This window comes from Pseudomonas sp. TE3-3-F2023 (assembly GCF_036784815.1).
Taxonomy (GTDB): Bacteria; Pseudomonadota; Gammaproteobacteria; order Pseudomonadales; family Pseudomonadaceae; genus Aquipseudomonas; species Aquipseudomonas pudica.
Window position 1 is genome coordinate 367,933 of sequence record NZ_CP145113.1, and the last position, 21,135, is coordinate 389,067.

Consider the following 21,135-nt stretch of genomic DNA (forward strand, 5'->3'; position numbering starts at 1 on the left):
TCATGCTCATGAGTGGAGGAGAAACCGCCCATGGAGGTTGGGCTTGAGCACAAGGTAGAGAGGGAAATTAGAATCTTCACCCTAAGGTGAAGGAGCATGGCCCGGGAAGGGCTCAGGCCAGGGCTTTGTCCAGCGCCCGCTCGATCTCGCCCTTGATGGTGCCGCTCATCATCGACAGCATCATGCCCAGCTTCAATTCGACACGGATGCGGTCATCGAAGATGTGCACGCTGCCGTTGGCACCGCTGCGCGCCACGTCGACCCGGTCACCGTTCCAGGTGGCCTTGAGGTCGTACTCGCGGGTCAGTTTGTCGACCAGCGCTTCAGCCTTGGCACGGGCGGCATCGCGGCCGAGGGAATGTTTGCGTTCGACGCTGATCTGGGTCATGCGGGTGTTCCTGAAGATGAAGACATAATGAGCATTATGCCCGCCCCCGCCCACTGGCACACCCCGCCAAGACAAATCCGCCCGTTCGCCCTAGAATGGCGGTAATTTTTTCCGGTGAAGCGATATGAACGACCAGCGCAAAGGCGACCACGCCGAACCCACCACCCATTTCGGTTACCAGGACGTCCCTGAAAGCCAGAAGGCGAAGAAAGTCGCCGAGGTGTTCCACTCGGTAGCGGCCAAGTATGACCTGATGAACGACGTGCTTTCCGGCGGCATGCACCGCCTGTGGAAGCGCTTCACCATCGAGCTGTCGGGTGTACGCGCCGGCAATCGTGTACTGGACATCGCCGGCGGTACCGGCGACCTGGCCGCCAAGTTTTCGCGGCTGGTCGGCCCGACCGGCCAGGTAGTGCTGGCCGACATCAACGAATCAATGCTCAAGGTGGGCCGTGACCGCCTGCTCGACCGTGGCGTGGCCGGCAACATCGAGTTCGTCCAGGCCGACGCCGAGAAGCTGCCATTCCCGGACAACCACTTCGACTGCGTGACCATTGCCTTCGGCCTGCGCAACGTCACCCACAAGGACGAAGCCATCCGCTCGATGCTGCGCGTGCTCAAGCCGGGCGGTCGCCTGCTGGTGCTGGAGTTCTCCAAGCCTACCAACAAGCTGATGTCCAAGGCCTACGACGCTTACTCGTTCGCCTTCATGCCGCTGGCCGGCAAGCTGATCACGAACGACTCGGAGAGCTACCGTTACCTCGCCGAGTCGATCCGCATGCACCCCGATCAGGAAACCCTGAAGGCCATGATGGTCGATGCCGGTTTCGACCGCGTCACCTATCACAACATGACCAGCGGCATCGTTGCCGTGCACCGGGGAATCAAACCCTGATGCTGCTGGCCGGGCTGTTCGCCAGCGTCGAACATGGCCTGAACCGCGTCCTGCGCATGGACAGCACGGCACTGCCGCGGCTGGCCGCGCTCGAGGGCAAGGTCATCGAGATCGACTGCCGCCAACCGGCCCTGCAGGTGTTCATCCTGCCCGATGAAGAGGGCCTGATGCTCGCCGCCCACTGGCAAGGCGAGGTCGACTGCAGCCTGCGCGCCCCGGCCGGCAGCCTGGCGCAACTGGCCCTGGCCAGGGACAAGACTGCCGTGCTGCACAGCCCGCAAGTGGAACTGCATGGCGACAGCGCCGTGCTGCTCGACCTGTTCGGTGTGCTGCAGGACCTGGAGCTGGACTGGGAGCACGAGCTGCAACGCTGGCTCGGCCCGGTCGCCACGGCGCTGCTGGCCGGCCACATCCGCCTGCGCGCACGTTGGACCCGTCAGGGCCTGACGCGCTTCAGCCAGAACCTTTCCGAGTACCTGGCCGAAGAGTCCCGCACTCTGGTCGGCAAGCGTGAAGCCGAAGCCGCCTTCAGCGAGCTCGATGCCCTGAAGCTCGATACAGAACGACTCGAGGCGCGTCTCAAGCGCCTTTCCCGAACCCTTGATACCAGCGATAACGCATGAAGCTGCTCGCCGTCCGCCGTCTATTTCGCATCCAGCGTGTGGTGATCCGCTACCGTCTCGATGACCTGCTGTTCGATCTGCCGCTCCCCTGGTGGCTGATGAGCCTGCGCCTGCTGATGCCGTGGCGCTGGTTGCCGCGCAAGCCGTCCGAGCTCAGCCGTGGCGCGCGCCTGCGCCTGGCCCTGCAGGACCTGGGGCCGATCTTCATCAAGTTCGGCCAATTGTTGTCCACCCGCCGTGACCTGCTGCCCAACGACATTGCCGATGAGCTGATGCTGCTGCAGGACCGCGTGCCGCCGTTCGACCCCAAGCAGGCCGTGGCGCTGATCGAGGCACAGCTAGGCGCCCCGGTAACGCAACTGTTCAGCCGCTTCGACGTCGAGCCGCTGGCATCGGCCTCGGTGGCCCAGGTGCACGCTGCGCGCCTGAAAAGTGGCGAGGAAGTGGTGGTCAAGGTGGTACGCCCGGGCCTGAAGCCGGTGATCGCCCAGGACCTGGCATGGTTGTTCCTGATCGCCAAGGCTGCCGAGCGCGCTTCGGCTGATGCCCGCCGCCTGCACCCTGTGGAAATCGTCGGCGACTACGAAAAAACAATCTACGACGAGCTCGACCTGCTGCGCGAAGCGGCCAACGCCAGCCAGCTGCGGCGCAACTTCGAAGGCTCCGAGCTGATGTACGTGCCCCAGGTGTACTGGGACCTGTGCCGTCCCAAGGTGCTGGTGATGGAGCGCATCTATGGCGTGCCGGTGACAGACATGGCCACCTTGGCCGACCAGCGCACCGACATGAAGCTGCTGGCCGAACGAGGCGTGGAGGTGTTCTTTACCCAGGTGTTCCGCGACAGCTTCTTCCATGCCGACATGCACCCCGGCAACATCTTCGTCAGCACGGTCAAACCATGGAGCCCGCAGTACATCGCCATCGACTGCGGCATCGTCGGCAGCCTGACCGACGAGGACCAGGACTACCTGGCGCGCAACCTGATCGCCTTCTTCAAGCGTGACTACCGCCGCGTCGCCCAGTTGCACATCGACTCGGGCTGGGTGCCGGCGCACACCAAGGTCAACGAGTTCGAAGCGGCGATCCGCACCGTATGCGAGCCGATCTTCGAAAAACCGTTAAAGGATATTTCCTTTGGCCAGGTGCTGATGCGCCTGTTCCAGACCGCCCGGCGCTTCAACATGGAAGTGCAGCCGCAGCTGGTCCTGCTGCAGAAGACCCTGCTCAACATCGAAGGCCTGGGCCGTCAGCTGTACCCGGAGCTGGACCTGTGGAGCACCGCCAAGCCATTCCTCGAGCGCTGGATGCGCGACCGCATGAGCCCCAAGGCCGTGCTCGGCAACATCCACAGCCAGGTCGAGCAACTGCCGCACCTGGCAGACATGGCCCGCGACCTGCTCGAGCGCCTGTCGCAACCGCACCTGCACGATCCGCAACTGCCGGAGCGGCGCCGCCAGGGCGACCGTTGGGCGCTGCGCCTGCTCGGCGCCGGCCTGCTCGGCGGTGGTGCGGTACTGGCCGCTGGTGCCGCCGCAGATGCCAGCCTGGCCGCCCCTGCCGCCTGGCCGGCCTGGCTAATGCTGGCCGCCGGCCTTTACCTGATCGTGCGCCAATAGCCAGCCGCGCCCATGGCTGGCACACTAGCGCAAAGGGCCCGGCACAGGAGCGGGCCCGCTTTGGAGTCGACGATGAAAGACTGGCTGGACGAGATCAAGTGGAACAGCGAGGGCCTGGTACCGGCGATCGCCCAGGACCACAAGACCGGACGCGTGCTGATGATGGCCTGGATGAACCGCGAATCGCTGGCCCTGACCGCCGCCGAGCAACGCGCCATCTACTGGTCGCGTTCGCGTGGCAAGCTGTGGCGCAAGGGTGAGGAGTCCGGGCATGTGCAGAAGCTGCATGAAATGCGCCTGGACTGCGATGCCGATGTGATCATTCTGATGGTCGAGCAACTGGGCCATATCGCCTGCCATACCGGCCGGGAAAGCTGCTTCTACCGCGTCTTCGAAGACGGCCAGTGGAAAACCGTCGACCCGGTCCTGAAAGACCCGGATGCCATCTACAGCGCAGGACACTGACATGAGCGACACCCTCAACCGCCTTGCCGAAGTGCTTGAAGAACGCAAGCAAGCGGCGCCCGACAGCTCCTACGTGGCCAGCCTGTACCACAAGGGCCTGAACAAGATCCTCGAAAAGCTCGGCGAAGAGTCGGTCGAGACGATCATTGCCGCCAAGGACGCGGCGGTCAGCAAGGATTACAGCGATGTCATCTACGAAACCGCCGACCTGTGGTTTCATAGCCTGGTAATGCTCAGCGCGCTGGGCCAGCATCCACAGGCCGTGCTAGATGAGCTGGAACGCCGTTTCGGGCTTTCCGGGCATGATGAGAAGGCGGCACGAACGCCTTCTGCCTGACGTATTTTGGGGCGCCTGTGGGAGCGGGCGTGCCCGCGAAGAATGCGACGCGGTGCATGGCACCGGCTACGCCGGTGTTCGCGGGCATGCCCGCTCCCACAGGGGCCGTGTTGCCGGATCGATTTGCTGTACACACATTTTTCAGGAGTACGAAATGGGTATCTTTGACTGGAAACACTGGATCGTCCTGCTGGTGGTCGTGGTCCTGGTGTTCGGCACCAAGAAGCTGAAGAATTTCGGCAGTGACCTGGGCGAGTCGATCAAAGGCTTCCGCAAGGCCATGAGCGATGAAGAGAACAAGCCGGCCGAGCAGACCCCGCCGCCTGCCCAACCCGTTCCACCAGTGCAGAATACTGCCCAGCAGAACCAGGGCCACACCATCGAAGGCCAGGCCCAGCCGGTCCAAGAGCCGCAGCGGAAAGACTGACCTATGTTCGGCATCAGTTTCAGCGAGCTGCTGCTCGTCGGCCTGGTCGCCCTGCTGGTGCTCGGCCCCGAGCGCCTGCCCGGTGCCGCGCGCACGGCAGGCCTGTGGATCGGCCGGCTCAAACGCAGCTTCAACAGCATCAAGATGGAAGTGGAACGCGAAATCGGCGCCGACGAAATCCGCCGCCAGCTGCATAACGAACACATCCTGCAGTTGGAAGAGGAGGCCAAGCGCATCCTCAACCCGATGACGCCACCGGCGCAGCCACCTGTTACCACCGCAACCGTTCAGCCGCCCGCCGGGCTCGAAGCCAGGCCGGTCGAGACCGCTGCCACCCCGGCCACGCCTTCTGAACCGCCTCAACCGCCGCGAGCCCCATGAGCGAAAATCCGGAACACGACCAGCCAATGCCGCTGGTTTCGCACCTGACCGAACTGCGCACCCGCCTGCTGCGTTGCGTTGCCGTCATTTTCCTGATCTTTGCCGGGCTGTTCTCCTTTGCCCAGCAGATCTACACCCTGGTCTCCGCGCCGCTGCGCGAGCACTTACCGGCCAATGCCACGATGATCGCCACCGACGTGGCCTCTCCGTTCCTCACGCCGTTCAAGCTAACCATGATCGTCTCGCTGTTCCTGGCGATCCCGTTCATCCTGCAGCAGATCTGGGGCTTCATCGCACCCGGGCTGTACCGGCATGAAAAGCGCATTGCCATTCCGCTGCTGGTTTCCAGCATCTTCCTGTTCTACGCCGGCATGGCCTTCGCCTATTTCCTGGTGTTCCCGCTGATCTTCGGCTTCTTCGCCAGCGCCACACCGGAAGGCGTGTCGATGATGACCGACATCGCCAGCTACCTCGACTTCGTGATGACGCTGTTCTTCGCCTTTGGCGTGGCCTTCGAAATCCCGGTAGCGGTGGTGCTGCTGGTATGGATCGGCGTGGTCGACGTCAAGTACCTGAAGAAGATTCGCCCCTACGTGATCATCGGCTGCTTCGTGGTCGGCATGGTCCTTACCCCACCGGACATCTTCTCTCAGACCCTGCTGGCCGTACCCATGTGGCTGCTGTTCGAGATCGGCGTGCTGTGCGGCAGTCTAATCCGCAAGCGCAGCGCCCACGACGAAACCGCCAACGACCACAACGACCAGCCACCAGCGACCCAACCGTGAACCTGTTGCTCCTTGAAGAGGCCGACTTCGTGTCGGCCGAACGCGTCGTTCTCGCAGACCGGCGTTTCACCCACATGCAGGACATCCACCGTGTAGCGGTGGGCGACAACCTGCGCGTGGGCCGTATCAACGGCCTGATGGGAAAGGCCACGGTGCTGCGCCTGGAAAGGCACGAAGCCGAACTGGAAGTCGCCTTTGACCAGCAGCCACCGGCCAAGCTGCCGCTGACACTGGTGCTGGCCGTACCTCGGCCGAAAATGCTGCGCCGGCTGTTCCAGACCGTATCTACCCTTGGCGTGCCGCGGCTGATTTTGCTGAACAGCTACAAGGTCGAGAAAAGCTTCTGGCAAACACCCTTCCTGCACCCGGACAGCATTCGCGAGAACCTCATCCTGGGCCTGGAACAAGCCCGCGACACCGTGCTGCCCGAAGTGATCATCGAGAAGCGCTTCAAGCCGTTCGTCGAAGACCGTCTGCCGGCCATCGCCGCAGGCACCCTGGGCCTGGTCGGGCACCCCGGCCCCTACCCCGCCTGCCCGCGTGCAGTGGAGCAGCCAGTGACCTTGGCCATTGGCCCGGAGGGCGGCTGGATCCCCTACGAGGTGGACCTGCTGGGCAAGGCCGGCCTGGCTCCGGTCCAGCTGGGCGACCGCATACTGCGGGTAGAAACCGCGGTGACAGCGTTGCTTTCACGGATTTTCTGACACACAAGTCAACTTTCACCCATAAAGTTTCCCTTCCTCAGGCCGATTGTCTTGGCAACACAACAATTAATCGTGCTGCCAAGGCGCCGGGGAGTCGTACATGTATCAATGGTTCGCCCAATCATTGGGCAATGTGAGCGTCAATCGCAAACTGGGGCTGGGCTTCGGCCTGGTGCTGCTGTTGACACTGGCCATCACCCTGGCCGGCTGGCACGGCATGGACAGCATCATCAACCGTGGCGACAAGCTGGGGAACATCTCGGTCATCCAGCAGTACACCCAGGAGCTGCGCATCGCCCGCCAGCATTACCAGCGCCAGCCTGACGAAGCCTCGGTGGCAGAGCTGGAAAAGGCCCTGGGAAACCTCGACCGCCAGGTGCAGTTCATGCTCGGGCAGATCGAGCAGCCCGCTGACAGTCAACGCCTTGAGCAGCAGCGCGAGGCCGTGCGCGGCTACCAGCAGGCATTCAACGAGCTGAAACAGGCCGGCCAACGCCGCGAGGCCAGCCGCGCCGTGCTTGGCGACACTGCCGACAAGGCCGCGGAGCTGATTGCCCGGGTGCAACGCGGCCTGCTGCAGGGTGGCGATATCAGCCAGTACCAGCACGCAGTGGAAGTCAGCGCCCTGTTGCAGCAGGCGCGCTTCCAGGTACGCGGCTATACCTACAGCGGCAACGCCGACTACCAGCAAACGGCGCTGAAGGCCATCGACCAGGCCTTGGCCGAGCTGCGCGCGCTGCCGGCCAAAGTACCAGCGGAGCACGCTGCCAGCCTGGACGATGCCACCACCGCCCTGGCAGGCTACCGCGACGCGGTCACCCAGTTCGGCAATGCCCAGGTTGCCAGTGAGCAGGCCCTGCAGAGCATGGTCGAACACGGCACGGTACTGCTGCAGACCAGCCAGGCGATGACCACCTCGCAAACCGCTGTGCGTGACGCCGGGGCTACCCAGGCCAAGACTCTGCTCGCCGTGGCGACCGTCCTGGCGCTGGCCCTAGGCCTGCTGGCGGCCTGGGTCATCACCCGGCAGATCATCATTCCGCTGCGCCAGACCTTGCACGCCGCCGAACGCGTGGCCAGTGGCGACCTGACCCTGAACCTGCAGGTACAACGCCGCGACGAACTGGGCCAGTTGCAAGCCAGCATGCATCGCATGACCCAAGGCCTGCGCGAGCTGATCAGCGGCATCGGTGATGGTGTCACGCAGATCGCCAGCGCTGCCGAGGAGCTGTCGGCGGTGACCGAGCAGACCAGTGCCGGGGTCAACAACCAGAAGGTCGAGACTGATCAGGTGGCGACCGCCATGAACCAGATGACTGCCACGGTGCATGAGGTGGCGCGCAATGCCGAGCAGGCCTCGGAAGCTGCGTTGATGGCCGACCAGCAAGCCCGTGAAGGCGATCATGTGGTCGGCGAGGCGGTAGCGCAGATCGAGCGCCTTGCCGGCGAAGTGGTCAACTCCAGCGAAGCGATGAACCAGCTCAAGGCCGAAAGCGACAAGATTGGCAGCGTGCTTGATGTGATCAAGTCGGTGGCCCAGCAGACCAACCTGCTGGCCCTCAACGCCGCGATCGAGGCGGCCCGTGCCGGCGAAGCCGGGCGTGGCTTTGCCGTGGTGGCCGATGAAGTGCGCAGCCTGGCGCAGCGCACCCAGCAATCGACCGAAGAGATCGAAGAACTGATTGCCGGGCTTCAGAGCGGCACCCAGCGCGTGGCCAGCGTGATGGACAGCAGCCGCCAGTTGACCGACAGCAGCGTCGAACTGACGCGCCGTGCCGGCAGCTCGCTGGAGACTATCACCCGGACCGTTTCGTCGATCCAGGCCATGAACCAGCAGATTGCCACGGCAGCGGAAGAACAAACCGCCGTGGCAGAAGAAATCAACCGCAGCGTGATGAACGTACGGGATATTTCTGACCAGACCTCGGCGGCCAGTGAAGAAACGGCCAGCTCAAGTGTGGAGCTGGCGCGGTTGGGTACCCACCTGCAAGGGTTGGTGGGGCGGTTCAAGCTGTAGGTTGATGTGTAGGTCGCCTGCACTGGCCTCTTCGCGGTAAACCCGCGAAGAGGCCGGCGCAGGCGGAGTATTCCTACCTATTGAAGCGAAATTTCCTACCTGATTATCAGGTCAAGTCCTACGGCTCCGCTGCCGATTGGCAAAGGTGTGATGCCAGCAATGCGTCTGCATCCCCGCCCCCAATCGCACGGAGATTCCTCATGCTCGGCTACCTCAACCGAAAGCTCGGCAACATCAGTGTCGCAGCCAAGCTCGCCCTTGGCTTCGCCGTAGTCCTGCTGCTTACCCTGGCCACCACCGTCAGTGGCTGGCGTGCACTGGATGACGCCATTGTGCGCTCGCAGCAACTCAGCGAAATCGGCCTGATCAACGATCTGACCAAAGACCTGCGCGCAGAGCGCATCACTTACCGTGTGCTCAACGACGACGCCAGCAGAACCCGGATAGCCAACATTCTCGACCAGCTCGACAGCATGCTGACCACCTTGCAGCAACGCAGCAGCGTGGATGAATCTCGGCAGATGCTGACGGAAAAGCTGGCGTTGCTGCAGCGCCTGCGCGACGACTTCAGCGAGCTGGAAAACACCGTCAACAAGCGCATCGCCCTGCGCCAGGCCATGCTGGCACAGGAGCAAAAGCTCAGTGAAGTGATCGATGATCTCCAGACCCAGGCCTTGCTGAAAATGCCTGCCGACAGCCAGCAAGGCGGTGTGCTGGGGCTGATGGACACGCTCAGCCGTCATATCGATGGTGCCAACCAGCAGAGCCTCGTTCCGGCCTATACCTTCTCCCCCGTGGAAAGCTTTGCCAAGGTCGGGGAGGCTTCGCTGGATGCCGCTGACAACAGCCTTGCGCAATTGCTCAAAGGCCTTGCTCCACTCGGTTTGCCCCGTACGCTCACCCAGCAGCCCGGGGAGCAGCTGGCCAGGTATCGCGCCAGCCTGGATGAATATCGCCGGACCGCAGTGCGTGTCGAACAGCTGCAAAACAACATGGAGAACATGGGCAACGAGCTGCGCGCGGTCAGCCTGGAACTTGGCAAACGCAAGATCGAGCAGCGCGACAGGGAAGCCCTCGAAGCACGCTCGCTGCTGGCCACTGTAGCCCTGCTGGCGTTAGTCGTAGGTGTGGTCGCCGGCTGGTTGATCACTTTGCAGATCACCCAGCCTTTGCGCCAAACCTTAGCCGTGGCCGGGCGCATCGCCATGGGCGACCTGAGCCAGACCGAACCGGTACAACGCCGCGACGAGATGGGCCAGTTGCAAACCAGCATGCGCGAAATGACCTTGAGCCTGCGCGAGCTGATCGGTGGCATCGATCAGGGCGTCGGCCAGCTGTCACAGGCCGCCACACAGTTGGCGGCCAGCAGCGAAGACACCAAGCTGCGCATCAACCAGCAGCGCGAGGAAACCGACCAGGTGGCCACGGCCATGAACCAGATGAGCGCCACCGTGCAGGAAGTGGCACAGAACGCTGAACAGGCCTCGCTGGCAGCGACCAACGCCGACCAGCAAGCGCAGGTCGGCGACCAGGTTGTGGCCGAAGCTATCGGCCGTATCGAACAGCTGGCCGGCCAGATGGACCATTGCCTGGCAGCCATGCAGCACCTGGCAGGCGAAAGCCAGCGTATCAGCGGCATCCTCGATGTGATCAAGTCGGTGTCCGAGCAGACCAACCTGCTGGCCCTGAACGCGGCGATCGAAGCGGCACGGGCGGGTGAAGCAGGACGTGGTTTTGCCGTGGTGGCCGACGAAGTACGCGGCTTGGCCCAGCGCACATCGACGGCGACCGAAGAGATTGGCCAGCTTATCGACAGCCTGCACAGCGGTACCGACGAAGTGACCCGCTTGCTGGACAACAGCAAGAACCTGACCGAACAGAGCGTGGAGCTGAGCCGCAAGGCGGGGCAGGCCCTGAGCCAGATAACTGATACCGTGTCGAACATCCAGGGCATGAACCAGCAGATTGCAACGGCCAGCGAAGAGCAGAGCGTGGTCGCCGAGCAGATCAACCGTAGTGTGCTGAATGTGCGGGATGTGTCGGATCAGACCAGTGCGGCCAGTGAGCAGACGGCGGCCTCGAGTGGGGAACTGGAGCAGCTGGGACAGCAGTTGCGAGGGATGGTGGGGCGATTCAGCATTTGAGATTGCGGGGGACCGCTTTGCAGCCCATTCGCCGGCAAGCCAACGCCCACAGGGACCGCACAGTTATCAGTACCTGTGGTAATCCTGTGGGAGCCGGCTTGCCGGCGATTGGGGCGCAAAGCGCCCCCTGCGGTTAAAGCACCTGGCGCAGGAACGCCTGCGCGCGCGGGTCTTTCGGCGAGGCGAAGAACGCAGCCGGCGCCGAATCTTCCAGCAGCTTGCCATGATCGAAGAACAGCACCCGGTCCGCCACTTCACGGGCAAAGCCCATTTCGTGTGTGACGCAGACCATGGTCATGCCTTCCTGGGCCAGGGTCTTCATCACATCCAGGACCTCGCCGACCATTTCCGGGTCGAGCGCCGAGGTCGGTTCGTCGAACAGCATCACTTTCGGGTCCATGGCCAGGGCTCGGGCGATCGCCACCCGCTGCTGCTGGCCACCGGACAGGCGCGACGGGTATTCGTTGGCTTTCTGCGCAATGCCCACCTTCTCCAGCAGCGCCCGGGCCTTGGCTTCGCGGTCGGCCTTGTTGCGCTTGCGCACCACCTTCTGTGCCAGGCACAGGTTCTCCAGCACGGTCATGTGCGGGAACAGGTTGAAGTGCTGGAACACCATGCCGACTTCGCGGCGATAGGCGTTGATGTCGGTTTTCGGATCGGCCAGTTGCAGGCCGTCGATGGCCACATGGCCTTCGTCGAAATGCTCCAGGCCGTTGAGGCAGCGCAGGAAGGTCGACTTGCCCGAGCCCGACGGGCCGAGTACCACCACCACTTCGCCCTTGGCGACCTGGGTGGTGACGTTATCCACGGCCCGTACCACGTGGCCACGGGTGTCGAAGACTTTCAGCAGGTCACGGACTTCAATCACTTTGCGCAAGCCTCCGCTCGAGCCGGCTGGCCAGGTGCGACAGCGGCAGGTTGATCAGCAGGTACAGGCCTGCCACGCAGAACCAGATCTCGAAGGTCGAGAACGAGGTGGTGATGGCCTCGCGGCCGCTCTTGGTCAGTTCGGTAATGGCGATCACCGAGACCAGCGAGGTGTCCTTGACCAGGCTGATGAACTGGCCGGCCAAAGGCGGCAGCACACGCTTGAAGGCCTGCGGCAGGATCACGTGGCGCATCGACTGGCCCGCGTTCAGGCCCAGCGAGCGGGCCGCTTCGTTCTGGCCCTTGGCGATGGACTGCACGCCGGCACGAACGATTTCGGCCACGTAGGCGCCGGTGAACAGCGCCAGTGCAGCCACCCCGGCAAACTCGCGGGACAGGTTGAGCACGGTACCGATGAAGAAGTAGAAGATGAAGATCTGTACCAGCAGCGGTGTACCGCGCACCAGTTCGACATACACCGTCGACAGGTCACGCAGCGTAGGGTTGCTGGACAGGCGGCAGAGGCCGGCGAACAGGCCGATCAACAGGCCCAGGGCACCGGATACCACCGAAATCCAAAGCGTGGTCCACAGGCCCCAGGCCAGCGGGCCGGCCGCCCAGTGGCGGGTGACGCCAATCTGGTCGCCTTCGGAAACATCGTCGCCGCGGGCCAGCTGCAGGCTGTCCTTGGCAACATCGAGCACCTGCTCGGCGCCGCTCTCGTCTTTCAGCGTGACACGGGCATCGTCGCCAGAGATGACGATGTCCTGCACGGTGCCGTAACCGGCGGCGCGCTGTGCTTCCTCGGCCTTGTAGGCGAAGTACTGCGGTACGCGGTTCCAGCGCCACTCGTAGGAAATCATCGAGGTGGCCATGTACAGGCTGAACGCCAGGCCCACCAGGACCAGGGCAGTCAAACCGTGCCAGGGCCACTGGGCTTTCTTGTGTTTGATCACGTGGGGTACTTCCGTAAATGCGAACGCGCAGGGTTTGCCTGCGCGTCGAGGTCATAAAGCCGGCTTGTGGCCTGGGCCTTATTCCATTTCCTTCAGCCAGTCCTTGTTCTTGAACCACTTGTCGTGAATACGATCGTAGGTCCCGTCATGCTTGATCTGGTGCAGGAAGTTGTTGATGAAATTGATGCTGTCGTAGTCGCCTTTCTTCAGGCCGAAGGCCAGCGGCTCGTAGGTGAAGGGTTCTTCGAGGAACAGCAGCTTGCCGGCACCGGCCTTGTCCACTGCCACCACGTTGTACGGCGCGTCGTAGACGAAGGCGTCAGCCTTGCCGTTGACCACGTCCATCACCGCTTCCTGCTCGTTGTCGTAGCCGTGGTACTTGGCCTTGGCGATCAGCTTCTTGGAAACCATTTCGCCGGTGGTGCCGAGCTTGGAGGTGATGCGGTACTTCTCGTTGTTCAGGTCCTTGTACGACTTGATCTCGCCCGCCAGTTCCTTGCGGATCAGCAGGGTCTGGCCAACCACGATGAAGGGTTCGCTGAAGTTCAGGCGCAGGTTGCGTTCCTGGGTCAGGGTCATGCCGCTGCCGATCATGTCGAACTTGTCGGTCAGCAGGGCCGGGATGATGCCGTCATAGGCCGTGGATACCGGCTCGAACTTGACGCCCATGGACTTGGCCATGGCTTTGAGGATATCGACTTCGAAGCCGATGATCTCGCCACGCTTGTTGGTCATCTGGAAAGGCATGTAGGTCGGATCCATGCCCACCCGCAGGGTGCCGCGCTTGACCGCGTCATCGATCGCGCCCGCCTGGGCCGCCGTCACGGCGACCAGGGCGGTGACACCGACCAGCAGTCGCGAAAGGTATTTCTTGATCATCACCAAGTCCCCTAGCAAGAAAAGTAGCGAATCTTATTGTTGGCATGGCCGTGGCGGCCGATGCGTCATATCGGAGAGGGATGCTAACGCATGGCGGCTCGGGGACCTAGAGCCGGGGGGGACTTTGTTGGCCAAAATCGGTGGGAGCCCTGAAAAGCTTCGCGGGCACGCCCGCTACCACAGGTACAGCGCATGCCTCAAAGGCTGTGAAGTACCCTGTGGGAGCGGGCGTGCCCGCGAATAGGCCCGATCAGGCGCCGACGAGTGCCGGTTGGCCTTCATTCTCCGGATGCAGCGGCAACAGCGGCGAATGCGGGTCGTTCTTGATCGATGCACGCCACACGTTGATCCACGCCGCATTGTGCTCGGCCCAGACCTGCTCGTGCAGGCGGGTCAGCGCCACCGGGTCGCTGAGCAGGGCCAGGCGGGTATTGAGGTCCAGCCCTTGCGGCCCGACCTCCATCGCCTTGGCCACGCGCTCGACGCGCAATGCCTCGATAGGCGCCGCCTGACCATGACGGGCAGTGGCCATGGCGCATGCCAGGGCGTTCTGCCGCGGGTCGACCACAGCCCGCACGAAGCCGTCATGCAGGGCATGCCAGCGGTTTTCGTGGGTGTACTGGTCGGTGGCCAGCAGCTCCTGCGGAGTGGCGTATTCCTCGGGGATGAGGAACAGCTTCTCGTCCTTGGCCGCCAGGCCCAGGCGGGTGCGGCTGGAGATCACCGAAACCGGAATCGACAGCACCAGCGAACCAACGATTGGCGCCAGCCACCACAGGAAGCTTGGGTTCAGCCAGGCCACCAGCGCCGCCCAGGCAATGCCCAACAGGGTCTGCGGGCCGTGGCGGCGCACCGCTTCGCTCCACGGAGTGGAGTCGTCGTCACGCTGCGGCGAGTTCCAGGTCGCGGCCCAGCCGAGGAACGCGGCCAGCACGAAGCGGGTGTGGAAGATCATGCGCACCGGTGCCAGCAGCATGGAGAAAAGCATCTCCATCAGCATCGACAGGGTGACCTTGATGCGCCCGCCAAACTCGGTCGCGCCCTTGGCCCAGATCAGGATGACGCTCAGCAGCTTGGGCAGGAACAGCAGCACGATGGTGGTGGAGAACAGCGCCACGGCCTTCTCCGGATGCCACTGCGGCCATAGCGGGTAGAGCTGGTACGGCTCGATGAAGTACTGCGGCTCCATCAGCGTGTTGGTCGCCAGCAGCGCGGTCGACAGCACCAGGAACAGGAACCACAGCGGTGCCGACAGGTACGACATCACCCCGGTGAGGAACACCGCACGGTGCACCGGGTGCATGCCCTTGACCAGGAACAGGCGGAAGTTCATCAGGTTGCCGTGGCACCAGCGGCGGTCGCGCTTGAGCTCGTCGAGCAGGTTCGGCGGCAGTTCTTCGTAGCTGCCCGGCAGGTCGTAGGCAATCCACACGCCCCAGCCGGCACGGCGCATCAGCGCAGCTTCGACGAAGTCGTGGGAGAGGATTGCACCAGCGAACGCACCCTTGCCCGGCAACGGCGCCAGGGCGCAGTGCTCGATGAACGGCTTCATGCGGATGATCGCGTTGTGGCCCCAGTAGTGCGACTCGCCCAGCTGCCAGAAGTGCAGGCCGGCGGTGAACAGCGGGCCATACACGCGGGTGGCGAACTGCTGCAGGCGCGCATACAGGGTATCCATGCCCGAAGCCTTCGGCCCGGTCTGGATGATGCCGGCGTCCGGGTTGGCCTCCATCAGGCGCACCAGGCTGCTCAGGCACTCGCCGCTCATGACGCTGTCGGCGTCGAGTACGACCATGTATTTGTATTCGCCGCCCCAACGACGGCAGAAGTCGTCGAGGTTGCCGCTCTTGCGCTTCACCCGGCGCCGACGGCGGCGGTAGAAGATGCGGCCGAAGCCTTTGGTTTCGCGGCACACGTCCAGCCAGGCCTGTTGTTCGGCCACGGCGATGTCGGTGTCGTTGGTGTCGCTGAGCACGAAGAAGTCGAAACGGTCGAGGTTGCCGCTGGCGGCCACCGATTCGAACGTTGCGCGCAGGCCGGCGAACACACGTGGCACGTCTTCGTTGCAGATCGGCATCACCAACGCGGTACGCGCCTCGGGCGCGATCGGCTCGTTGCCTGCACTGCTACCCGAAATCTTGTACTTGTCACGCCCGGTGAGCAGCTCGAGGAAGCCCATCAGCGCGGTCCAGAAGCCCGCCGATACCCAGCAGAACAGGATGCCGAAGAGAACCAGGATGGACGTCTGCAAGGCATACGGCCAAACCTGTACCACGGTGTCCCACAGCGGCTGGTTGACGACTTCGTCAAAGTCTACGAACGACCAGCCTTGGTACGGCAGGATGCCCTTCATGTACCAGCCGGCAACGATGGTCTGGCCGATCATCAGCGCCAGCAGGATGTAACGGCGGATCGAGCCGACCGTGCGCCAGCGGGCTGGCGGCAGCTCGCGCTTGGGCGGCTGCGGGGCGTTGGTGCGACCGGTCATGCGCCGCCACATGCGAATCAGCACGTTGGTGCGCCATGGCTCGGGCACGACCTTGGTGCGCTTGATCGGCGGTGCGATCTTCAGGCACAGGCGGCCACTGCCGTCGACGCCAAGCATTTCGGCGTCTTCCAGCTCGGCGGCGCTGCCTACGGTCAGGCGCGGGCCCACCGAGGCCTGCACGGCCTCGGCAGAGCTGGCGGCCGGGTTGGCCGCCAGGCGTTGGTGCAGCTCACTGAAGGACGTGCAGCTGGCGAGTTCCGCACGCTGCTCGTCGCTCAGTGGTAGGTGGGCCAGGTACTCGCGAAGCGATTCCGGCCTTGCGCTTGAGTTACTCATCGGCAGGCAACTGATAGCTCCAGGTCTCGGTCAGCACCTTCTCGGTGGTGGCCGGGGTCCCGTTGGTGGGCGCCGCATCGGCGGCAGGTTGTTCGGCCTTGGCGGCTTTCTCGGCCTTGGCTTGCTTGGCTGCAGCCTTGTCCTGCTTGGCGTCCTTGGCAGGCTTGGCGGCTTCGACCGGCACGTCACGCACCAGCGCGGCACGCATTTCGGTCGATTTGTTGGCTTCCTTGACCTTCAAACGAAGGGTCAGGCGCCAGCCCTTGGTCTCAGGGTTATAGCGCAGGTTGTTCTCGACCACCTCGGCATTGTCGCCCACGCTGATCTGGCTGCGCACGGCGGTATCTTCCGGCAGGGCGGCCAGCGTCGGGCCGGCGAAGTCGACCAGGAAGGCCACGCTGCCGTCTGGCTGGCGGATCAGGTTGGACTGCTTGACGTCGCCGGTGGAACGCAGGGTCTGCTTGACCCAGCCCAGCTCTGGAGCCTGGAACTTCGGCTCATCGATGGTCCAGTGCAGGCGGTAGGCGTACTCGAATGGCTTGCCTGGCTCAGGCAGCTTTTCCGGGCTCCAGAAGGCCACGATGTTGTCGTTGGTCTCGTCGGCAGTCGGGATTTCGACCAGGTCGACGGTACCCTTGCCCCAGTCACCCTTCGGCTCGATCCAGGCGCTCGGGCGCTTCTGGTAGTTGTCGTCGAGGTCTTCATAGTCGCTGAAGGCACGCTGGCGCTGCATCAGGCCGAAACCACGCGGGTTATCGACGCTGAAGTTGCTCACGGCCAGGTGTTTCGGGTTGTTCAGCGGGCGCCACAGCCACTCGCCGTTGCCGGCATGGATCGACAGGCCTTCGGAGTCGTGCAGGGCCGGGCGGTAGTTGAGGACCTTGGACGGCTGGTTGGGGCCGAACAGGTACATGCTGGTCAGCGGGGCAATGCCCAGGCGGCTGACATGGTCACGCAGGAACACGCGGGACTGCACGTCGACCACGGTGTCGTTGCCTGGGCGCAGGATCAGCTTGTAGGCACCGGTGGAGCGTGGCGAGTCCAGCAAGGCGTAGATGACCAGGTGCTTGTCGGCCGGCTTGGGCTTCTCGACCCAGAACTCGGTGAAGCGCGGGAATTCCTCGCCCGACGGCAGTGCGGTGTCGATGGCCAGGCCACGGGCCGACAGGCCGTACACGTGGCCCTTGCCGACCACGCGGAAGTAGCTGGCGCCAAGCAAGGTCATGATCTCGTCCTGCTTGTCGGCCTTGTTGATCGGGTACAACACACGGAAGCCGGCGTAACCGAGGTTCTTGGTGGTTTCCGGGTCGTGTGGCACGTCACCGAACTCGAAACGGCTCGGGTCGTACTTGATTTCCTCGACCTTGGTGGCGGTGACCTGGTTGATCTTCACCGGGGTGTCGAAGTGCATGCCCTGGTGATAGAACGACAGCTTGAATGGGGTCTTGTCCTTGGCCCACTCGGCCTTTTCCTGCAGGAAATGAATCTTCTGGTAGTCCGCGAACTTCATGTCGCGGAATACGGCCGGCAGGTTGCTTTTCGGTGCTTCGTACTTCTGGCCGGCCAGATCCTTTGCCTTGGCTGCAACATCGTCAAGATTGAATGCCCACAGCTGGCCCGCGCTCATCAGGCCGACCACTGCCACACTGGCCATCAGGGCCTTGCGCAGCCCGGTACCGGGGATTCTTGATGCTTTTTGGGGACTAACAATCACGAGCAACCCTCGCCGAAAACAGATCATGAAACCAACGGCCAGCGACAAATGCCGGGTTGGCGAGCACTGTTCGGACCCCGTGAGGGCGTAATGATTCCCCAAACGGATCCAGACAGTACTCGAGTCAGAGTGAAACGAACCTGCGAACGCAGGTCCATGCAGCGCGCGATTATCCAGCAGGTCGCGTGACAACGCATCAGGCTGGAACAACTATTTATCGTACAAAACCCCTTGTTTTCCTGTGAACAAGGGGTTTTTTACACTCACATTTGTAACATAAATGTTACGGGGCCATCATTGACCAGGTGCACCTGCATGTCTGCCCCGAAACGGCCGCTTGCCACATTGGCGTGCTGGGCCTTCGCCTGCTGCAAAAGATAGTCGAACAACTCGGCGCCGAGGGCCGGTGGCGCTGCTGTCGAAAAGCTCGGGCGCATGCCGTTGCGGGTGTCCGCCGCCAGGGTGAACTGCGACACCAGCAACAAACCTCCCCCGACATCCTTGAGCGACAGGTTCATCTTGCCCTGCTCGTCGCTGAACACCCGGTAGTTCAACAGCTTGTGCAACAGTTTGTCGGCCTGCTCACGGGAATCTTCAGGCTCGACGGCCACCAGTACCAGCAACCCTTGGTCAATTGCACCCACTACCTCCCCCGCTACCTCCACCCGTGCGCCACGCACACGCTGCAACAGGCCCCTCATGCTTCTTCCAGGGGCAGGTCGAGCAGGCGCCGGGCCATCTGGTCGGCGGCACGCACCAGGGCATCGGTGATGCCCGGCTCGGAAGCGGCGTGGCCAGCGTCACGGATCACCTTCAGCTCGCTGTTCGGCCAGGCCTGGTGCAACGCCCAAGCGTTGTCCAGCGGGCAGATCACATCATAGCGGCCATGCACGATCACCGCCGGCAGGTGGGCGATCTTTGGCAGATCGCGGATCAGCTGGTCCGGCTCGAGGAAGGCATTGTTCATGAAATAGTGGCATTCGATACGGGCGATCGACAGCGCGCGCTGCGGCTCGGAGAAACGGTCGACCACCAGCGGGTTGGGGCGAAGGGTGGCGGTACGGCCTTCCCAGGTGGACCAGGCCTTGGCCGCGTGCATCTGGGCGATCTGGTCGTTGCCGGTCAGGCGCTTGTGGAAGGCCGTGACCAGGTCACCACGCTCCTCTGGCGGGATTGGCGCAATGTAGTCCTGCCAGTAATCGGGAAACAGCCGGCTGGCGCCTTCCTGGTAGAACCACTGGATCTCCTGAGGCCTGCACAGGAAGATGCCGCGCAGGATCAGGCCATGCACCCGCTCGGGGTGGGTCTGGGCGTAGGCCAGGGCCAGCGTGGAGCCCCACGAACCGCCGAACAGCACCCACTTGTCGATGCCAAGGTGCTCGCGGATGCGCTCGAGGTCCTCGACCAGGTGCCAGGTGGTGTTGTTCTCCAGGCTTGCGTGCGGCGTGGAGCGGCCACAGCCGCGCTGGTCGAAGGTGATTATGCGGTACAGGGTCGGGTCGAAGTAGCAGCGGCTCTGGGCGTCGCAACCGGCGCCCGGGCCGCCGTGGATGAACACCACCGGCAGACCTTCTGGCGAGCCGCTTTCGTCGACATACAGCACATGCGGCGCTTCCACGGCCAGATCGTGCCGGGCGTAGGGTTTGATCTGCGGGTACAGGGTCTGCATTGCGCACTCCGTGTGAGGATTATTCGGCCGTGGGCCATCATAAACCTGAATTGCGCTTTGAGCACTGCCCGCGCTGATGCCACCGCACGGCAAGGGGCACATATATCTACCTCCAGCAACTCAGGCAGGCCCGCGATAGTCCCTCGCCCCAAATCAAGCAAGGGCCTCGCCATGCCAGCTGCAGTCACTGCCGTGCCTAGTGTTCATTACGCCACCATCGAGCGCAGAATCCCCACTTGGCTCAAGCACGCTCCACCAGAAACCCACCGTGCGATGCGCAACTGGCATCAGCCCCCTGCCTGGCTGGCGATGGCACTCCAGCAACAACCAGAAGTCGCCAAGGCATGGCAGGTAGAACACACACGCCACCGCGAGCACCAGGTACAGGTGCACAAGCTTTTCGAACAGCTTCCCACCCTGGAAACTTACGCCAGCAAGGCACTCACCGAAGCCATAAAGCAGCGATTCAGGCTTGACCTGGATGTGCGCAACACCTACCTCGTCGATGCCCGCCTGATCGAAACGACCAACGCCGTCGACAGCCGCCAGGCCGTCGACCGGGCTACACGCTCGCTGCTGCAGTGCGCCTTGCACAACTTCGACCATGACGCCACTGCCGAACATGGCATGGACGCGCCCGCCTCCCTGCTCAAGAGGTCGGTCATCGTCGATCACCGCCGCTTCATGGGCACCGTGCCGATCATCAATACACTGGATATCGCCGCCGAAGACTTCGCCGACTTGTGTCGCACGCTGGATATCGGCGGCAAGTACCATGAACAGGTACATGCCATCTATTACCCGGCGGGCACGCTTTCACTCGGCGCCGATGAAGCCGCACTGGCCGTTTATGAAACCCTGGGGCGTGCCGAGGTCTCGGCATTCCGGCAATCCCTGCATTTCGCCCGCCTCAAGGGTGATATCAGCGAAGCACTCTATTGCGCCGCTCTTGCAACACCACTTGACCAGGCGCCATCGCCCTCTTCGCCGGTGACGTTCAGCTTGCTCGACCTGTGGGAAGCCGAGCTGACCGGCGTTGTGCTCATTACCCTGCAAACTGAAGGGCATCAGGCCGTGGCGCTGTACATTCCTGAAGACAGCACGACGCCCCTCAAGGAGTTCGCCAGCCAGCAAGCCGTGCACGACGAATTGCGCGACAGGCTACAGACCGATATCGGCTATTTGGACAGGCACCTCGCCGACCGCGACAAGGCGTCGATAATCACCCGCCTGAAGGACCGGCTCATGCCCCTCGCCTGGAGTGCCCGCGGCTTGCATGAACGTGTAATGGACCCGCATGCCACCCTGTACCCAGTCATGAGGCCTTTCAGCCACGCTTTCCAAGGCGTGATGGCTTTCCAGAAGGCCCAGCGTCATGAGAAGGATGTGCTGTACCATGCCACTCCGACCGAAATCGTCGACCGGCGCACCACGTAAGCCCACC

The 21,135-nt window shown here is 63.2% G+C and carries 20 protein-coding genes; 12 read left to right on the forward strand and 8 right to left on the reverse strand.

Annotated features, from left to right (window positions below; translation table 11 throughout):
- Positions 1-112: 112 nt before the first annotated feature.
- The gene (locus V3314_RS01665; RefSeq protein WP_015272091.1) at positions 113-388 is read right to left on the reverse strand and encodes a polyhydroxyalkanoic acid system family protein; all 276 of its coding nucleotides are present in this window, start codon (positions 386-388) and stop codon (positions 113-115) included.
- 124 nt (positions 389-512) lie between these two features.
- Here V3314_RS01665 and ubiE point away from each other — a divergent pair, with 124 nt between their 5' ends.
- The 11 genes from ubiE (at position 513) to V3314_RS01720 (ending at position 10,782) form a co-directional block, all read left to right on the forward strand.
- Positions 513-1,283: a bifunctional demethylmenaquinone methyltransferase/2-methoxy-6-polyprenyl-1,4-benzoquinol methylase UbiE gene (gene ubiE / locus V3314_RS01670; RefSeq protein ID WP_046613452.1), complete on the forward strand. Its 771-nt coding sequence runs from the start codon at positions 513-515 to the stop codon at positions 1,281-1,283.
- Positions 1,283-1,906 carry an SCP2 sterol-binding domain-containing protein gene (locus tag V3314_RS01675; RefSeq protein WP_046613453.1) on the forward strand — a complete coding sequence of 208 codons (624 nt, stop codon included), beginning with the start codon at positions 1,283-1,285 and terminating at the stop codon, positions 1,904-1,906. Before ubiE ends, V3314_RS01675 begins: the two co-directional genes overlap by 1 nt.
- On the forward strand, positions 1,903-3,522 hold the full coding sequence (ubiB, locus tag V3314_RS01680; RefSeq protein ID WP_046613454.1) for a ubiquinone biosynthesis regulatory protein kinase UbiB: 1,620 nt from the start codon (positions 1,903-1,905) through the stop codon (positions 3,520-3,522). The genes V3314_RS01675 and ubiB overlap by 4 nt, the downstream gene beginning before the upstream one ends.
- Positions 3,523-3,594: 72 nt before the next feature.
- Positions 3,595-3,987 (forward strand): phosphoribosyl-AMP cyclohydrolase, encoded by a 393-nt coding sequence (gene hisI, locus V3314_RS01685; RefSeq protein WP_013974544.1) that lies wholly within the window; start codon positions 3,595-3,597, stop codon positions 3,985-3,987.
- A gap of 1 nt (position 3,988) precedes the next feature.
- Positions 3,989-4,324 (forward strand): phosphoribosyl-ATP diphosphatase, encoded by a 336-nt coding sequence (locus V3314_RS01690; protein ID WP_046613456.1) that lies wholly within the window; start codon positions 3,989-3,991, stop codon positions 4,322-4,324.
- A 154-nt stretch (positions 4,325-4,478) separates the two neighbouring features.
- On the forward strand, positions 4,479-4,751 hold the full coding sequence (locus tag V3314_RS01695; protein WP_003259853.1) for a twin-arginine translocase TatA/TatE family subunit: 273 nt from the start codon (positions 4,479-4,481) through the stop codon (positions 4,749-4,751).
- 3 nt (positions 4,752-4,754) lie between these two features.
- A complete protein-coding gene (tatB, locus tag V3314_RS01700; protein ID WP_338459856.1) occupies positions 4,755-5,132 on the forward strand; it encodes a Sec-independent protein translocase protein TatB in 378 nt (125 codons plus the stop codon).
- Positions 5,129-5,917, forward strand: coding sequence for a twin-arginine translocase subunit TatC (tatC, locus tag V3314_RS01705; protein WP_013974546.1), 789 nt, complete (start codon positions 5,129-5,131; stop codon positions 5,915-5,917). The genes tatB and tatC overlap by 4 nt, the downstream gene beginning before the upstream one ends.
- A complete protein-coding gene (locus tag V3314_RS01710; protein WP_338459857.1) occupies positions 5,914-6,621 on the forward strand; it encodes a 16S rRNA (uracil(1498)-N(3))-methyltransferase in 708 nt (235 codons plus the stop codon). The genes tatC and V3314_RS01710 overlap by 4 nt, the downstream gene beginning before the upstream one ends.
- A gap of 100 nt (positions 6,622-6,721) precedes the next feature.
- Positions 6,722-8,638 (forward strand): methyl-accepting chemotaxis protein, encoded by a 1,917-nt coding sequence (locus V3314_RS01715; protein ID WP_046613459.1) that lies wholly within the window; start codon positions 6,722-6,724, stop codon positions 8,636-8,638.
- A gap of 200 nt (positions 8,639-8,838) precedes the next feature.
- The gene (locus V3314_RS01720) at positions 8,839-10,782 is read left to right on the forward strand and encodes a methyl-accepting chemotaxis protein (protein WP_046613461.1); all 1,944 of its coding nucleotides are present in this window, start codon (positions 8,839-8,841) and stop codon (positions 10,780-10,782) included.
- A gap of 133 nt (positions 10,783-10,915) precedes the next feature.
- On the opposite strand, the gene V3314_RS01725 is transcribed toward V3314_RS01720, so the two are convergent.
- The 7 genes from V3314_RS01725 to pip all read right to left on the reverse strand — a co-directional run bounded on the left by V3314_RS01725 (position 10,916) and on the right by pip (position 19,691).
- On the reverse strand, positions 10,916-11,650 hold the full coding sequence (locus V3314_RS01725) for an amino acid ABC transporter ATP-binding protein (protein ID WP_013974550.1): 735 nt from the start codon (positions 11,648-11,650) through the stop codon (positions 10,916-10,918).
- Positions 11,643-12,605, reverse strand: a complete 963-nt coding sequence (locus V3314_RS01730) for an amino acid ABC transporter permease (RefSeq protein ID WP_338459858.1) — start codon at positions 12,603-12,605, stop codon at positions 11,643-11,645. Before V3314_RS01730 ends, V3314_RS01725 begins: the two co-directional genes overlap by 8 nt.
- Before the next feature lie 78 nt (positions 12,606-12,683).
- A complete protein-coding gene (locus V3314_RS01735; RefSeq protein WP_024087841.1) occupies positions 12,684-13,481 on the reverse strand; it encodes a transporter substrate-binding domain-containing protein in 798 nt (265 codons plus the stop codon).
- Between the two features lie 253 nt (positions 13,482-13,734).
- Positions 13,735-16,308 carry a glucans biosynthesis glucosyltransferase MdoH gene (gene mdoH / locus V3314_RS01740; RefSeq protein WP_025340923.1) on the reverse strand — a complete coding sequence of 858 codons (2,574 nt, stop codon included), beginning with the start codon at positions 16,306-16,308 and terminating at the stop codon, positions 13,735-13,737.
- The gene (locus tag V3314_RS01745) at positions 16,301-18,022 is read right to left on the reverse strand and encodes a glucan biosynthesis protein G (protein ID WP_338459859.1); all 1,722 of its coding nucleotides are present in this window, start codon (positions 18,020-18,022) and stop codon (positions 16,301-16,303) included. The genes mdoH and V3314_RS01745 overlap by 8 nt, the downstream gene beginning before the upstream one ends.
- A 263-nt stretch (positions 18,023-18,285) precedes the next feature.
- Complete coding sequence (gene dtd, locus V3314_RS01750; protein WP_046613464.1) at positions 18,286-18,723, reverse strand: D-aminoacyl-tRNA deacylase; 438 nt, start codon at positions 18,721-18,723, stop codon at positions 18,286-18,288.
- Positions 18,720-19,691, reverse strand: a complete 972-nt coding sequence (gene pip, locus V3314_RS01755) for a prolyl aminopeptidase (protein ID WP_013974556.1) — start codon at positions 19,689-19,691, stop codon at positions 18,720-18,722. The genes dtd and pip overlap by 4 nt, the downstream gene beginning before the upstream one ends.
- Positions 19,692-19,862: 171 nt before the next feature.
- On the opposite strand from pip, the gene V3314_RS01760 reads away from it, so the two are divergent.
- Positions 19,863-21,128 (forward strand): DUF6543 domain-containing protein, encoded by a 1,266-nt coding sequence (locus V3314_RS01760; RefSeq protein ID WP_338459860.1) that lies wholly within the window; start codon positions 19,863-19,865, stop codon positions 21,126-21,128.
- Positions 21,129-21,135: the final 7 nt, after the last annotated feature.

What these genes read in the sequence shown, in the direction of transcription:
- V3314_RS01715 (WP_046613459.1), top strand. Translation starts at nt 6,722, where the DNA reads ATGTATCAATGGTTCGCCCAATCATTGGGCAATGTGAGCGTCAATCGC.
- V3314_RS01675 (WP_046613453.1), top strand. Translation starts at nt 1,283, where the DNA reads ATGCTGCTGGCCGGGCTGTTCGCCAGCGTCGAACATGGCCTGAACCGC.
- mdoH (WP_025340923.1), bottom strand. Translation starts at nt 16,308, where the DNA reads ATGAGTAACTCAAGCGCAAGGCCGGAATCGCTTCGCGAGTACCTGGCC.
- V3314_RS01695 (WP_003259853.1), top strand. Translation starts at nt 4,479, where the DNA reads ATGGGTATCTTTGACTGGAAACACTGGATCGTCCTGCTGGTGGTCGTG.
- V3314_RS01760 (WP_338459860.1), top strand. Translation starts at nt 19,863, where the DNA reads ATGCCAGCTGCAGTCACTGCCGTGCCTAGTGTTCATTACGCCACCATC.
- ubiE (WP_046613452.1), top strand. Translation starts at nt 513, where the DNA reads ATGAACGACCAGCGCAAAGGCGACCACGCCGAACCCACCACCCATTTC.
- pip (WP_013974556.1), bottom strand. Translation starts at nt 19,691, where the DNA reads ATGCAGACCCTGTACCCGCAGATCAAACCCTACGCCCGGCACGATCTG.
- V3314_RS01690 (WP_046613456.1), top strand. Translation starts at nt 3,989, where the DNA reads ATGAGCGACACCCTCAACCGCCTTGCCGAAGTGCTTGAAGAACGCAAG.
- dtd (WP_046613464.1), bottom strand. Translation starts at nt 18,723, where the DNA reads ATGAGGGGCCTGTTGCAGCGTGTGCGTGGCGCACGGGTGGAGGTAGCG.
- tatB (WP_338459856.1), top strand. Translation starts at nt 4,755, where the DNA reads ATGTTCGGCATCAGTTTCAGCGAGCTGCTGCTCGTCGGCCTGGTCGCC.
- ubiB (WP_046613454.1), top strand. Translation starts at nt 1,903, where the DNA reads ATGAAGCTGCTCGCCGTCCGCCGTCTATTTCGCATCCAGCGTGTGGTG.
- hisI (WP_013974544.1), top strand. Translation starts at nt 3,595, where the DNA reads ATGAAAGACTGGCTGGACGAGATCAAGTGGAACAGCGAGGGCCTGGTA.
- V3314_RS01665 (WP_015272091.1), bottom strand. Translation starts at nt 388, where the DNA reads ATGACCCAGATCAGCGTCGAACGCAAACATTCCCTCGGCCGCGATGCC.
- tatC (WP_013974546.1), top strand. Translation starts at nt 5,129, where the DNA reads ATGAGCGAAAATCCGGAACACGACCAGCCAATGCCGCTGGTTTCGCAC.
- V3314_RS01720 (WP_046613461.1), top strand. Translation starts at nt 8,839, where the DNA reads ATGCTCGGCTACCTCAACCGAAAGCTCGGCAACATCAGTGTCGCAGCC.